This window comes from Burkholderia sp. B10 (genome assembly GCF_004368385.1).
Taxonomy (GTDB): domain Bacteria; phylum Pseudomonadota; class Gammaproteobacteria; order Burkholderiales; family Burkholderiaceae; genus Burkholderia; species Burkholderia vietnamiensis.
This window is the reverse complement of sequence record NZ_PQMX01000028.1, coordinates 1-12,547: the sequence shown is the minus strand read 5'-3', so window position 1 is coordinate 12,547 and position 12,547 is coordinate 1. Positions and strand designations below refer to the sequence as shown.

The window sequence follows — 12,547 nt, the reverse complement described above, 5'->3', positions numbered from 1 at the left end:
GCAGCACAAGCAACGAGGACGACGGAAAAGAATGGACGCGCTCCGTGGCCGCGCGCGAGCCGCGACCCGCGAACCCGCGACACGTGCGCCGGCCGTTATTGCCGAGCTGGGCGGATTTACCCGTCCCCGATTAGTTTTCTCGCGCCAAAAGAAAAAGCGCCTCGTCGAGAGGCGCCTTATTGATGAATATCGAAATTAATATCGCGTATCGCGAAATGGGAATATCCCTAAAACCGCAGACGATTGCCGTCAAAAAAACTAACGCGCGACGGAAATAAATTCCTCGTATTCCGGCTCCGCGGTGGAACGATCGACCGCCTGCAGCCGCCAGGCTCCGTCGGGATGCTCGCCGGCGAGCACCGCAGGGCCTTGATCGCGCTGCATCGCGCTGAACGACAGGCCCTTCAGCTGACATACGGCGTTGCCGCTGTCCGCCGCGCACAGTGCCATCGCGCCTTCGACGTGGCGCACCTTGCCCCAGCTCGGAAGATCGATCCCCTCGTGTGCCTCGCGCGACCACAGCCCTTCCTCCGTGTCCACCCACAGCACTGCGTAAGCGTGGCGGGTTGCCGAGTCGCTGCCATTAATACGAATAGTGAGGCGCATTGGATCCTCTCCTGAAGAAAATCACACGTTCGACCGTTTTGGTTTGACCAGTCTAGATAGACTGTGGTGAAACGCAAGTGATAATCCTCAATAAATCGAATTGCGTGCATTCGTATACGCCATGAAACGACGTCTGACGATCGGCCGAGATCCGAATCTCGCCGGCAAAGACCCGCCGTAGCGCGATCCGTGCGTCGCGGCGGCAAATCGAGTGGCTCCGGACATGCGACGACTCGGATCGACCGGCGTCGAAGTGTCGCGCCGGCGCCGTCACGACATACCCCGACATACGCATACAAATCCTCACACTTTCACGAAACTTTCAGGACAGACATCCGGACGATCGGGCCCCACACTGCCGGTTTCCGATCCTCTGTCGCGGACGCCCCTCCGTGGCGTCCCACGGCCTTCCACGCCGAGACGCGTTCGACGCATATCCCTGCGGCAGCGCAACGGGATCGGGAGCCCCGGGACCCATGCCAGTCCCGGCCGGCCGGGCGCGAGGCGCATCCCGTGAACCGGGGCCGCGCGGCGCCGCGCCGATTTTTCGAAGGAGACTATCGTGCTGATCTGGAAAACCGCGCTATCGCTCAACTGGCGCACGAGCCTCGTCTCGCCCGCTAGCGCACCGGTCGCGGCGGCCAACGTCGGACGGCTGGTGCTGACCGGCGCGACCGGCTTCATCGGCAGCAGCGTGCTGACGGCGCTCGTCAATGCCGGGCTGCTCGAACGCATCGTCTGCGTGGTGCGCGCGGACGACCGCGGCCACGCGCTCGCGCGGCTGCGCGAAGCCGCGCTGCGCGCGGGGCTCGCGCCGTACTGGGCGTCGCGTCTGAGCGACGCGAACGTCGCGCTCGGCGCACTCGGCGACGTGTGGCAGCGCGCCGACGCGCCGCGTCTGGCCGGCGCGACGCACGTGATCCATTGTGCGGGCCATGCGTCGCCGGCCGGCGGCGCGCATCTGCAGGCCGACCTCGCCGATTCGGTCGGCTTCGCCGCGCGCTTCGCGGATGCGCCGCAGCTGCAGCGTTTCGTCCACATCGGCACCGCCTACGCGCATGCGGGCCGCGGCGGCCTCGTGCATGAGGAGTCGCGCAGCGCGGGCGAAGCCGCGCAGGCCGCCCACGCGCTGCCCGGCGCGGTGCTCGCCGCCGACTACCTGCGCGCGAAGGCGGAAACCGAGCAGCGGCTGCGCGGGCTCGGGTTGCCGCTGGTGGTCGTGCGGCCGTCGCACGTCGTCGGCCATACGGTGCTGGGCACGCGGCCCGCGCCGAATTCGTTCTGGACCTTCCGCGTCGCGCATGCGGCGCGCCGCTTCACGGCGCGGCCGATGACGCGCATCGACATCGTGTCGGTCGACGACGTCGCGCGCGCGACGATGCTGCTCGCCGTGAAGCCGACGCTGATGCACGACGTGTACCACGTGTCGGCCGGTGACGAGGCGCCGCAGGTCGCGCAGATCGTGCGCGCAATGGACGAGGCGGCCGGCATGACGGCCGCGCCGCGCTACGCGGCCTGTGCGCCGGCCGAATTGCCGCTGGTGGTGCGCGACGTGCTGGGGCGGCGCGATGCGGCGCTGGAGCGCGTGATCGGCCGCGCGTTGCAGCGCTGCGCGGAGTTTGCGACGGTCGATCGCGTGTTCGACAACAGCCGCGTGCGCGACGAGATCGATTTCGAGCCGCTGCCGTTCGTCGATTACGTCGAGGAATGCATGCGCACGTCGCGCGGTGTCGCGGTAACCGAACTGGTGCGCGGCACGCCGCACTGATCGTTCGCGCCGTTCGCGCGCTTCGCTCGGGCCGCGCCAGCGGCCCGTCGCGGATCGGCCGCGGCGCGCCGCCCGGCGTGCGTCACGGCGCGTTGCCGAGTTCGATCAGCCGGTCGAGTGCGCGATAGATGTCGTCGAGGCCGTCCGCGCCGAACCGTGCTTCGAGCAGACGATACTGCTCGTCGATGCGCGGCCCGATTTCCGATACCAGCTTCCTGCTTTGCGGCGTCAGGCTCACCAGCAACCGGCGCTGATCCTCCTGCGCGCGCGTGCGCGTGATCAGGCCGTCGCGCTCCATCCGCTCCAGCACGCCGGTCAGGCTCGGACTCAGGATGCAGCAGCGCCGCGCGATCTGTCCCGCCTCGAGCGCGTGCGCCGGTTCGCCGTCGAGCACGCGGACGATCCGCCATTGCTGTTCGGTCAGCGCGAATTCCTTGAGAATCGGGCGGAACATGCCCATCAGCGTCTCGCGTGCCTCGAGCAGCAGCATGGCCAGGTTGCGATGGTCTAGCGTACGGTTCATCGGCGTGGAGAGTGGGCGGGTACGCGGCAATCTTAACAGCGGCCGGAGATGAATTTCGCGTATCAGGGTAATCGAGGTTGTGGGCCGTCCATGCCGTACTTAAGATATTAATTATCGACGATGCGCCGCGACGCGCGGCAGGGGAACGACGCATGGAGCTGTCTTGCAGGACCGCCGGGGCGCCGCCGCTGCCGGTCGCGATCGGCACCGTGTACGGCGCGCTGCTGAACCAGCGCAGCGCGCTCGACGCGCTCGGCGACGCCGTTCATGCGCCGCCCTATGGCCGGCCGCCGCAGGCGCCGGTTCTATACATCAAGCCGGCCAATACGCACGCATGCGACGGCGCGGCGGTCGTCGTGCCGGCCGGCGTCGAGGCGCTGGAAATCGGCGCGTCGGTGGCCGTCGTGTTCTCGCGGCGCGCGACGCGCGTGCCGGCCGAGCATGCGTTCGATTACCTGCACGGCTTCACGCTCGCGAGCGACGTGTCGATTCCGCATCCCGACTATTACCGGCCCGCGGTGCGCTTCAAGTGCCGCGACGGCTTTTGCCCGCTGGGCCCGGCGATCGTGTCGGCGCACGCGCTCGCGCTCGCCGATGCGGACGCGATCGCGCTGAGCGTGAAGATCGACGGTGCCACGGCCGCCGCCGCCTCGACCGCCACGCTGATTCGCCCGGTGCGCGAACTGATCGCCGACGTGACGGCCTTCATGTCGTTCGACGCGGGCGACGTGCTGCTGCTCGGCGTCGCCGGCGGCGCACCGCGTGCGCGCGCGGGCAGCGCGATCGAGATCGCCGCGGCCGGCCTCGGCACGTTGCGGCATACGCTGATCGCGGAGCCTGCGCAATGAAGACCGCACGCGTGATCTACAACGGCGCCGTGCATGCGGCCGAGCCGGCCGACGACGGCGCGATCCGGCTCGATACCGGCCGCGTGCTCGCCGAAGCAGCCGTGACGTGGCTGCCGCCCGTCGTGCCGCGCACGACCTTCGCACTCGGGCTCAATTATGCGGACCACGCGAAGGAACTCGCGTTCGACGCGCCGAGCGAGCCGCTGATCTTCCTGAAAGGACCGAACACGTTCATCGGCCATCGCGCGCACACGGTGCGCCCGACGGACGCGACGCACATGCACTACGAGTGCGAGCTGGCCGTCGTGATCGGCCGGCCCGCGCGCCGCGTGAGCCGCGCGCAGGCCATCGACTGCGTCGCCGGCTACACGGTGGCGAACGACTACGCGATCCGCGACTACCTCGAAAACTATTACCGCCCGAACCTGCGCGTGAAGAACCGCGACACCTGCACGCCGCTCGGGCCGTGGCTCGTGAGCCGCGACGAGATCGGCGACGCCGGCGACCTCACGCTGCGCACGACGGTCAACGGCGTGGAGACGCAGCGCGGCAGCACGCGCGACATGATCTTCGACGTGCCGGCGCTGATCGAGCACATCAGCGGCTTCATGACGCTGTCGCCGGGCGACCTGATTCTCACCGGCACGCCGCAAGGGCTCGCGGACACCCAGCCCGGCGACGAAGTGGTGACCGAAATCGAACGGATCGGCCGGCTGGTGAACACGATCGTCGGCGAAGCGGACTACTATCGCGCCGGCTGAGCCGGTCGCGCGAGGAGCACTGATGACCATCAAGCACTGGATCGACGGCCGCGAAGTCGCGAGCCGCGACACCTTCACGACGCTGAACCCGGCAACCGGCGACGTGATCGCCGACGTCGCGTCGGGCGGCGACGCCGAAGTCGATGCGGCGGTGCGCGCGGCGAAGGCGGCGTTTCCGAAGTGGGCGAACACGCCGGCCCGGGAGCGCGCGAAGCTGATGTGCAGGCTCGCTGAATTGATCGAGAAGCACGTGCCGATGCTCGCGGCGCTCGAGACGCAGGACACCGGCCTGCCGATCGCCCAGACGAGCAAGCAGCTGATTCCGCGCGCGGCCGAGAACTTCAACTTCTTCGCGCAGGTGTGCGTGCAGATGAACGGCCGCACGTATCCGGTCGACGATCAGATGCTCAACTACACGCTGTACCAGCCGGTCGGCGTGTGCGCGCTGGTGTCGCCGTGGAACGTGCCGTTCATGACCGCGACGTGGAAGACGGCGCCATGTCTCGCGCTCGGCAACACCGCCGTGCTGAAGATGTCGGAGCTGTCGCCGCTGACCGCCGACCAGCTCGGGCGTCTCGCGCTCGAAGCCGGCATTCCGCCGGGCGTGCTGAACGTCGTGCACGGCTACGGCGCGACCGCCGGAGACGCATTGGTGCGCCATCCGGACGTGCGCGCGGTGTCGTTCACCGGCGGCACGGTCACCGGCAAGCGCATCATGGAGCGCGCGGGCCTGAAGAAGTATTCGATGGAGCTCGGCGGCAAGTCGCCGGTGCTGATCTTCGACGATGCCGATTTCGACCGCGCGCTCGACGCGTCGCTGTTCACGATCTTCTCGATCAACGGCGAGCGCTGCACGGCCGGCTCGCGCATCTTCGTGCAGCGCACGATCTACGACCGCTTCGTGCAGGCGTTCGCGCAGCGCGCGAACCGGCTGGTGGTGGGCGACCCGGCCGATCCGGCGACGCAGCTCGGCGCGATGATCACGCGCCAGCACTGGGAGAAGGTGACCGGCTATATCCGCCTCGGCGAGCAGGAGGGCGCGCGCGTCGTCGCGGGCGGCGCGCAAGCGCCGGCGGGCCTCGCCGCCCATCTGCGCAGCGGCAACTTCGTGCGGCCGACCGTGTTCGCCGACGTCGACAACCGGATGCGCATCGCGCAGGAGGAGATCTTCGGGCCGGTCGCGTGCCTGATTCCGTTCGACGACGAGGACGACGGGTTGCGGCTCGCCAACGAGACCAGCTACGGCCTGGCGTCCTACCTCTGGACCCAGGACGTCGGCAAGGTGCATCGGCTCGCGCGCGGGATCGAGGCCGGGATGGTGTTCGTCAACAGCCAGAACGTGCGCGACCTGCGCCAGCCGTTCGGCGGCGTGAAGGAGTCGGGCACCGGCCGCGAGGGCGGCGAGTACAGCTTCGAGGTGTTCGCCGAGATCAAGAACGTCTGCATCTCGATGGGCTCGCATCACATTCCGCGCTGGGGCGTGTGACCGGCCGCCGCGCGCCCCGGTTCGCCGCGCCAGAACAGGAGACTTCACGATGGGCAAACTGTCCCTCGCCGCGAAGGTCACGCACGTGCCGTCGATGTACCTGTCCGAGTTGCCGGGCCGGCATCACGGCTGTCGCGACGCGGCGATTCGCGGCCACCGGCTGATCGGCGAGCGCTGCCGCGCGCTCGGCGTCGACACGATCGTCGTGGCGGACGTGCACTGGCTCGTCAACGCCGGCTATCACGTGAACTGCAACGCGCGATTCGCCGGCACGTACACCAGCAACGAGTTGCCGCATTTCATCCGCGACATGCAGTACGCGTATCCGGGCAACCCGGCACTCGGCCGCCTGATCGCGCAGACGGCCAGCGCGCGCGGCATCGCGACGCGCGCGCACGAGATCGACAGCCTCGAGCTCGAATACGGAACGCTCGTGCCGATGCGCTACATGAACGCCGACCAGCACTTCAAGGTCGTGTCGATCGCCGGCTGGTGCATGTGGCACACGCTCGACGAGAGCCGGCGCTTCGGCGAGGCGCTGCTCGAAGCGATCGGCAACAGCGATTCGAACGTCGCGTTCCTCGCTAGCGGTTCGCTGTCGCATCGCTTCAACGACAACGGCAGCCCCGAGGAATCGATCCACACGATCAGCCGCGAATTCTTCCGGCAGGTCGATCTGCGCGTGATCGAGCTGTGGAAGCAGGGCGACTTCAGCACGTTCTGCGCGATGCTGCCCGAATACAACGTCCATTGTCACGGCGAAGGCGGCATGCACGACACGGCGATGCTGCTCGGCCTGCTCGGCTGGGACCGCTACGACCGGCCGGTCGAGATCGTCACCGACTACTTCGCGAGCTCGGGCACCGGGCAGATCAACGCGATCTTCCCGCTCGACTGAGCGCCGCATTTTCCATCAGGAGCATTGCCATGCCACACATCGTCGTCGAATACACCGCGAACATCCGCGACGACGCGCACGTTCCCGCGCTGCTGCGCACCATCAACGCGACGCTGATCGCGCAGGGCGGCGTGTTTCCGACGGGCGGCATCCGCTCGCGCGCGATCGAGCTGCACGACTACTGCGTCGCCGACGGCAGGCACGACGACGCGTTCGTGCACGTGACGCTGAAGATCGCCGCGGGACGCAGCGACGCCACCAAAAAGGCCGCGTGCGATGCGCTGTTCGCAGCGATCACCGCGCACTTCGCGCCGTTGTACGCGACGCGCTACCTTGCGCTGTCTATGGAGCTGATCGAGTTCAGCGAAACCGGCTCGTACAAGCAAAACAACATCCACGCCCGCTATCAGCGGGCCGGTTGAACCCCGCTCCCGAACCGACCATGCTCGAACCCGCCCTCATCGACCAGCTCGCGCGGCGTTTGCACGACGCCGAGCGCGAGCGCAAGCAGATTCGCCAGATTTCGCTCGACCATCCGGACATCACGATCGATGACGCGTACGCGATCCAGCGCGCGTGGGTGGCGCTCAAGCTCGCCGAAGGCCGCACGCTGAAGGGCCACAAGATCGGCCTCACGTCGAAGGCGATGCAGAGCGCTTCGCAGATCGACGAGCCCGATTACGGCGCGCTGCTCGACGACATGTTCTTCGACGACGGCGGCACGATCCCGACCGGCCGCTTCATCGTGCCGCGCGTCGAGGTCGAGCTCGCGTTCGTGCTCGGCAAGCGGCTCGGCGGCCCGCGCTGCACGATCTTCGACGTGTACGACGCGGTCGATTACGTGGTGCCGGCGCTCGAGATCATCGACGCGCGCAGCCAGTCGATCGATCCCGCGACGCAGCGGCCGCGCAAGGTGTTCGACACGATCGCCGACAACGCCGCGAACGCGGGCGTCGTGATCGGCGGCCGGCCGGTGCGGCCGCACGACCTCGACCTGCGCTGGGTCGCGGCGATCATGTCGCGCAACGGCGCGGTCGAGGAGACGGGCGTCGCGGCCGGCGTGCTGAATCATCCGGCCAACGGCGTCGCGTGGCTCGCGAACCGGCTGGCGCGTTTCGACGTCGCGCTGGAGCCCGGCCAGATCGTGCTCGGCGGATCGTTTACGCGGCCCTGCGCGGCGCGGCCGGGCGACACGTTCAGCGTCGATTACGGCCCGCTCGGCACGATCCAGTGCCACTTCGCGTGACGGGAGGGCAGGCGATGCAGATGCCGTCGAATGGCTTCAAGGCCGCGCTCGCCCGCGGCGATGCGCAGATCGGGCTGTGGCTCGGCCTCGCGAATCCGTACAGCGCGGAAGTGGTTGCGGGCGCCGGTTTCGACTGGCTGCTGATCGACGGCGAACATGCGCCGAACACGGTGCCGACGATCCTCGCGCAGTTGCAGGCGATCGCGCCGTATCCGTCGCATCCGGTCGTGCGCGTGCCGTCGAACGATCCGGTGATCGTCAAGCAGGTGCTCGATCTCGGCGCGCAGACGCTGCTCGTGCCGATGGTGCAGAGCGCCGACGAAGCGCGCGCGGCGGTGGCGGCGACGCGTTATCCGCCGCACGGGATGCGCGGCGTCGGCAGCGCGCTCGCCCGCGCGTCGCGCTGGAACCGGATCGGCGACTATCTGCAGCGGGCGAACGACGCGATGGCGGTGCTGGTGCAGGTCGAGACGCGCGCCGGGCTCGATGCGATCGACGCGATCGCGCGGGTGGACGGCGTCGACGGCGTATTCATCGGCCCGGCCGATCTGGCCGCCGATCTCGGGCATCTGGGCAATCCCGCGCATCCGGACGTGCAGGCGGCGATCGACGGCGCGCTCGCGGCGATCAAGCGTGCCGGCAAAGCGCCGGGCATTCTCAGCGCCGATGCGGCGGCTGCGCGGCGCTATCTGCGCGCGGGCGCGTCGTTCGTCGCGGTGGGCGTCGATACGACGCTGCTCGCGCGCAGCGCGGAACGGCTGGCCGCGCAGTTCAGGAACACGGGCGGCGACGCTTCGACGAACGGCGACGCAACGTATTGACGACGCGGGCGGTGGCGCGGTGGGGCGATGAAGCGTCGAGCCGCCGCGTGCCGGCATTCGGGAACCCGCGCCGGATCGCGCCCGCCTCGCCCGCCCGCTATGCCGCCCCGCGCACTGCGCTGCCCGCGACCGGATATTTTCCCGGCGTCGTGCCGGTCGCGCGGCGGAACATGTCGATGAAGGCGCTCACGTTGTCGTACCCGAGATCGAGCGCGATCGTCGTCACCGGCGCGCCGTCGGCGATTTTCTCGAGCGCGCGCAGCAGCCGCGCCTGCTGACGCCATTGCGCGAACGTGAGCCCCGTTTCGGCCACGAAGCGGCGGCTCATCGTCCGCGCGCCGATGCCGGCCCATTCGGCCCATTCCTCGAGGCGCCTGTTGTCCGCGAGATTGGCGGCCAGCGCGTCGGTAATGCGCGCGAGCCGCGGCTCCTGCGGCCGGATCAGGCCGAGCGATTCCGCCGGCGCCGCGGCGATCTCGTCGAGGATCACGTCGGCGATGCGCGTCTGCGCCGCGTCGAGCGCCGCGCCGTCCCAGCTCGCCGCACGCTGCACGGCCTCGCGCAACAGCGGCGTGGTGCGGATCGCGCGCGGCGCGGCGGGCAGCGACGCGCACCGCGCGGGCGCGATGAACGCCGACCAGCCGGCGATCGGACCGAACGAGTGCAGCGAATGCCGGAAGTGCGGCGGAATCCACACCGCATGGATCGCGGGGACGACCCATTGCTGATCGTCGAGGCCGATCGACACCAGCCCGCTCAGCGTGCCGACGAGCTGGCCGCGCGAGTGCGCATGCGATGGCGTCACGCGCGGGTCGCGCTGCGTGAGCAGCGCGGCGGCGACGAACGGGCCGTCGTCGGACGCGATCAGATGAGCAGGAAGCAAGGGATCGGGCATGGCCGGATTTCAGTATCGAATGGCTTTTATACCGGAGATTGGCCGGCGCTGCACGCGTACATTGGGCGCATCGACAACCCAAGGGAGTGCTGCACGATGCGAGCCGAACAGGTCCTTCCCGACCATGCCGACCAGATCGACGCGTGCGGAACGACGATCCGCAAGGGCACGGTCGCGGCGTTTCTGATCAATGCGCGCGTGCTGGCCGACCCGCATGCGGAGCCGGCCGAGCGCGCGCGTGCGGAAGCGGACACGATCGCCGCGTTGCCGGCGTTGCGCGCGCTCGGCCTGTTCGACGTGCTGGAGGTGCGCGACGCCGCGCTGCGCGCGTGGCTCGCCGCCCGATGACCGGCGCGCCACCTTGGCCGCCATCCCGATTCAAGGAGTGAACATGAAAGCTGCAGTCGTCACGGGCGCCGGCGAGCGTCCGGTGTATATGGAGTTCGACGCGCCGCGCGCGCTGCCCGGCCATCGGCTGGTGGACGTGGCGGCATCTGCGCTGAGCCGCCTCGCGCAGGGGCGGGCGGCGGGCACGCATTATTCGTCGAGCGGTCGCTATCCGTTCGTCGTCGGCGTCGATGGCGTCGGACGCACGGACGACGGCCGGCGCGTGTACTTCTTCGGCGCGCCCGCTCCGTTCGGCGCGATGGCCGAACGCACGATCGTGCCCGACGACCGCTGGGTGCCGCTGCCGGACGATCTCGACGACGTCTCGGCGGCGGCGCTCGCGATCCCCGGCATGTCGTCGTGGGCCGCGCTGACCGAACGCGCGCGGCTTGCCGCCGGCGAGACGGTGCTCGTGAACGGCGCGACCGGCACCTCGGGCCGGCTCGCCGTGCGGATCGCGAAGTATCTGGGCGCCGCGAAGGTGATCGCGACCGGGCGCGATCCGGCTGCGCTCGATGCGCTGCTGGACGCCGGCGCGGATGCGGTCGTGTCGCTGCGGCAGGACGACGCCGAGCTGGTGCGCGCGCTGGAGCCGCATTTTCGCGCCGGCGTGGACGTCGTGCTCGACTATCTGTGGGGCGGCAGCGCCCGCGCGGCGCTCGTCGCCGCGGCGAATGCGACGGACGAAGGGCGCCGGCTGCGTTTCGTGCAGATCGGCTCGATCGGCGGCGCCGACGTCTCGCTGCCGGGCGCCGTGCTGCGCGCGACGGCGATCGAGCTGATGGGCAGCGGCCTCGGCAGCGTGCCGATGCCGCGTCTGCTCGCGGCGATCCGCGGCGTGTTCGACGCGGCCGCGCCGGCGGCGCTGTCGATCGACACGCGCACCGTGCCGCTTGCCGCGGTCGGCGAGCATTGGGCCGATACGGACAGCCGGACGCGCACGGTGTTCGTGATGCGCGATCGATAAAGCGGGGGCACAGCGTGCATCGAACGCGCCCCGGCCGTCGAGTGCTCGCACCGGCACCGGCATCGACGCCGGCGCCCGCGGCGCGTCTCGCCTTCGCGCCGCGCCGCGGGCCGGATCCGCGTCAGAAGCGCTGCTGAATCCCCGCCGTCACGCCGACCTGCGTCGTCCCGTATCCGGCGACATCGCGCGACACGCCGACCTTCTCGCCATGCTGCGCGATCGCGAACGCGCCGGCCGCATACAGCACCGTGCGCTTCGACAGCGCGTAGTTCGCGCGCACCGACACCAGCGTCGGATCGGCGTCGCTGCCGCCCTTGATGTTCTGGTGATAGACGGCGGCGATCATCGAGAACGTCGGCGTGAACTGGTACGTGCCGCCGACCCACATCATGTCGCTCAACTGGTTCGCGGCGCGCGTATGGTAGGTGCGGCGGTAGTTGCGATAGCCGGCCATCGTTTTCAGGCTGCCGAAGTCGTAGCTGACGCCCGCGTGTATGCCCTGAACGTAGTTGATGGTATCGGTGGGCGCGACGCTGTCGGCCGCGCCGTTCTGCCGGTCGAACGTGACGACCGCCGCGAACGGGCCGGCCTCGTAGCCGAGCGCGAAGTCGTACTTCGAACTGGTCTTCACGCTGCCCGGCACGTTGCCGAAGCCGTACAGCGCGCCGAACCGGAAGCCGCCGAACTCGCCGTCGTAGCGCACGGCGTTCGACGCGCGCGTGAACAGCCCGTCCTTGCGCGCGCCCGTCGCCATCGACGACGTCGCCCACGAGTAGTTCTGCGCGTAGCCCATCGGGTCGAACGGCAGCATGTAGTCGTAGGTGACGGTGAAGTTGCGCCCGAGCGATACCTCGCCCCATTTGCCTTTCAGGCCGACGGTCGCGCGGCGCGCGAAGATCGCGTCGGGGCCGTCGTCCGACGCGCCGTTCGCGAGGTCGATCCCGCTTTCGAGGCGGAACACGGCCTTCAGCCCGCCGCCGAGATCCTCGACGCCGCGCAGGCCCCAGCGCGACGTGTTCTTGTTGCCCGACTTGAGCTTGAACGAATCGCCGCCGTCCGGCGCCGCGTGATTCGCGTATTCGATGCCGGCGTCCATGATCCCGTACAGCGTGACCGACGACTGCGCGTGCACGGCGCCGGCCGCGACGCCGACCGCGAGGGCCGGCACGCTCACGCGGGCGGTGCGGGCGAAACGTTGAACGCATGACTTCATTGACGGTGTCTCCTGGTTCGTTATGGGTTCGGTGAAACGGATGCGCGGCGCGCAGCGGCACGCGGCGCACGCCGGGGAGCGCGCGCCGCATGCGGGTTGAAACGGGGTGGAGCGGGGTGGAACGGGTG

Annotated in this window: 14 protein-coding genes; 10 read left to right on the top strand and 4 right to left on the bottom strand. The window is 69.3% G+C overall.

Features of this window, described 5'->3' with window-relative positions:
• Positions 1-258: 258 nt before the first annotated feature.
• Complete coding sequence (locus C3Y15_RS16000) at positions 259-606, bottom strand: DUF3564 family protein (RefSeq protein WP_034193484.1); 348 nt, start codon at positions 604-606, stop codon at positions 259-261.
• Positions 607-1,168: 562 nt separating this feature from the next.
• Here C3Y15_RS16000 and C3Y15_RS15995 point away from each other — a divergent pair.
• Positions 1,169-2,374, top strand: coding sequence for an SDR family oxidoreductase (locus C3Y15_RS15995; protein WP_014724990.1), 1,206 nt, complete (start codon positions 1,169-1,171; stop codon positions 2,372-2,374).
• 82 nt (positions 2,375-2,456) lie between these two features.
• Here the strand turns inward: C3Y15_RS15995 and hpaR are convergent, their stop codons facing one another.
• A complete protein-coding gene (gene hpaR, locus C3Y15_RS15990; RefSeq protein ID WP_011882085.1) occupies positions 2,457-2,897 on the bottom strand; it encodes a homoprotocatechuate degradation operon regulator HpaR in 441 nt (146 codons plus the stop codon).
• A gap of 152 nt (positions 2,898-3,049) precedes the next feature.
• On the opposite strand from hpaR, the gene C3Y15_RS15985 reads away from it, so the two are divergent.
• Genes C3Y15_RS15985 through hpaI form a run of 7 tightly spaced genes read left to right on the top strand, consistent with a single transcriptional unit; the run spans position 3,050 to position 8,957 of the window.
• Entirely contained in the window at positions 3,050-3,745 is a 696-nt protein-coding gene (locus tag C3Y15_RS15985; RefSeq protein WP_059559552.1) for a fumarylacetoacetate hydrolase family protein, read from the top strand.
• A complete protein-coding gene (locus C3Y15_RS15980; RefSeq protein WP_045578061.1) occupies positions 3,742-4,506 on the top strand; it encodes a fumarylacetoacetate hydrolase family protein in 765 nt (254 codons plus the stop codon). The genes C3Y15_RS15985 and C3Y15_RS15980 overlap by 4 nt, the downstream gene beginning before the upstream one ends.
• 22 nt (positions 4,507-4,528) lie before the next feature.
• Positions 4,529-5,992 (top strand): 5-carboxymethyl-2-hydroxymuconate semialdehyde dehydrogenase, encoded by a 1,464-nt coding sequence (hpaE, locus tag C3Y15_RS15975; protein WP_069246503.1) that lies wholly within the window; start codon positions 4,529-4,531, stop codon positions 5,990-5,992.
• A gap of 49 nt (positions 5,993-6,041) precedes the next feature.
• Entirely contained in the window at positions 6,042-6,890 is an 849-nt protein-coding gene (gene hpaD, locus C3Y15_RS15970) for a 3,4-dihydroxyphenylacetate 2,3-dioxygenase (protein ID WP_011882089.1), read from the top strand.
• A gap of 29 nt (positions 6,891-6,919) precedes the next feature.
• A complete protein-coding gene (locus C3Y15_RS15965) occupies positions 6,920-7,312 on the top strand; it encodes a 5-carboxymethyl-2-hydroxymuconate Delta-isomerase (RefSeq protein WP_069246502.1) in 393 nt (130 codons plus the stop codon).
• Between the two features lie 20 nt (positions 7,313-7,332).
• Entirely contained in the window at positions 7,333-8,136 is an 804-nt protein-coding gene (gene hpaH / locus C3Y15_RS15960) for a 2-oxo-hept-4-ene-1,7-dioate hydratase (protein ID WP_045578059.1), read from the top strand.
• A gap of 14 nt (positions 8,137-8,150) precedes the next feature.
• Positions 8,151-8,957, top strand: coding sequence for a 4-hydroxy-2-oxoheptanedioate aldolase (gene hpaI / locus C3Y15_RS15955; RefSeq protein ID WP_011882092.1), 807 nt, complete (start codon positions 8,151-8,153; stop codon positions 8,955-8,957).
• Positions 8,958-9,054: 97 nt separating this feature from the next.
• Here hpaI and C3Y15_RS15950 read toward each other — a convergent pair whose 3' ends face one another.
• A complete protein-coding gene (locus C3Y15_RS15950; protein ID WP_060093090.1) occupies positions 9,055-9,852 on the bottom strand; it encodes a helix-turn-helix transcriptional regulator in 798 nt (265 codons plus the stop codon).
• 96 nt (positions 9,853-9,948) lie between these two features.
• Here C3Y15_RS15950 and C3Y15_RS15945 point away from each other — a divergent pair, with 96 nt between their 5' ends.
• Both C3Y15_RS15945 and C3Y15_RS15940 read left to right on the top strand, forming a co-directional pair.
• Entirely contained in the window at positions 9,949-10,200 is a 252-nt protein-coding gene (locus tag C3Y15_RS15945) for a hypothetical protein (RefSeq protein WP_014724983.1), read from the top strand.
• Positions 10,201-10,243: 43 nt separating this feature from the next.
• The gene (locus C3Y15_RS15940; RefSeq protein WP_059460176.1) at positions 10,244-11,206 is read left to right on the top strand and encodes a zinc-binding alcohol dehydrogenase family protein; all 963 of its coding nucleotides are present in this window, start codon (positions 10,244-10,246) and stop codon (positions 11,204-11,206) included.
• Positions 11,207-11,327: 121 nt separating this feature from the next.
• Here C3Y15_RS15940 and C3Y15_RS15935 read toward each other — a convergent pair whose 3' ends face one another.
• Entirely contained in the window at positions 11,328-12,419 is a 1,092-nt protein-coding gene (locus C3Y15_RS15935; protein WP_059895017.1) for a porin, read from the bottom strand.
• Between the last annotated feature and the right edge of the window lie 128 nt (positions 12,420-12,547).

Excerpts from the sequence above, each read along its gene's own strand:
- C3Y15_RS16000 (WP_034193484.1), bottom strand. The coding sequence starts at position 606 with ATGCGCCTCACTATTCGTATTAATGGCAGCGACTCGGCAACCCGCCAC.
- hpaR (WP_011882085.1), bottom strand. The coding sequence starts at position 2,897 with ATGAACCGTACGCTAGACCATCGCAACCTGGCCATGCTGCTGCTCGAG.
- C3Y15_RS15985 (WP_059559552.1), top strand. The coding sequence starts at position 3,050 with ATGGAGCTGTCTTGCAGGACCGCCGGGGCGCCGCCGCTGCCGGTCGCG.
- C3Y15_RS15980 (WP_045578061.1), top strand. The coding sequence starts at position 3,742 with ATGAAGACCGCACGCGTGATCTACAACGGCGCCGTGCATGCGGCCGAG.
- hpaE (WP_069246503.1), top strand. The coding sequence starts at position 4,529 with ATGACCATCAAGCACTGGATCGACGGCCGCGAAGTCGCGAGCCGCGAC.
- hpaD (WP_011882089.1), top strand. The coding sequence starts at position 6,042 with ATGGGCAAACTGTCCCTCGCCGCGAAGGTCACGCACGTGCCGTCGATG.
- C3Y15_RS15965 (WP_069246502.1), top strand. The coding sequence starts at position 6,920 with ATGCCACACATCGTCGTCGAATACACCGCGAACATCCGCGACGACGCG.
- hpaH (WP_045578059.1), top strand. The coding sequence starts at position 7,333 with ATGCTCGAACCCGCCCTCATCGACCAGCTCGCGCGGCGTTTGCACGAC.
- hpaI (WP_011882092.1), top strand. The coding sequence starts at position 8,151 with ATGCAGATGCCGTCGAATGGCTTCAAGGCCGCGCTCGCCCGCGGCGAT.
- C3Y15_RS15950 (WP_060093090.1), bottom strand. The coding sequence starts at position 9,852 with ATGCCCGATCCCTTGCTTCCTGCTCATCTGATCGCGTCCGACGACGGC.
- C3Y15_RS15945 (WP_014724983.1), top strand. The coding sequence starts at position 9,949 with ATGCGAGCCGAACAGGTCCTTCCCGACCATGCCGACCAGATCGACGCG.
- C3Y15_RS15940 (WP_059460176.1), top strand. The coding sequence starts at position 10,244 with ATGAAAGCTGCAGTCGTCACGGGCGCCGGCGAGCGTCCGGTGTATATG.
- C3Y15_RS15935 (WP_059895017.1), bottom strand. The coding sequence starts at position 12,419 with ATGAAGTCATGCGTTCAACGTTTCGCCCGCACCGCCCGCGTGAGCGTG.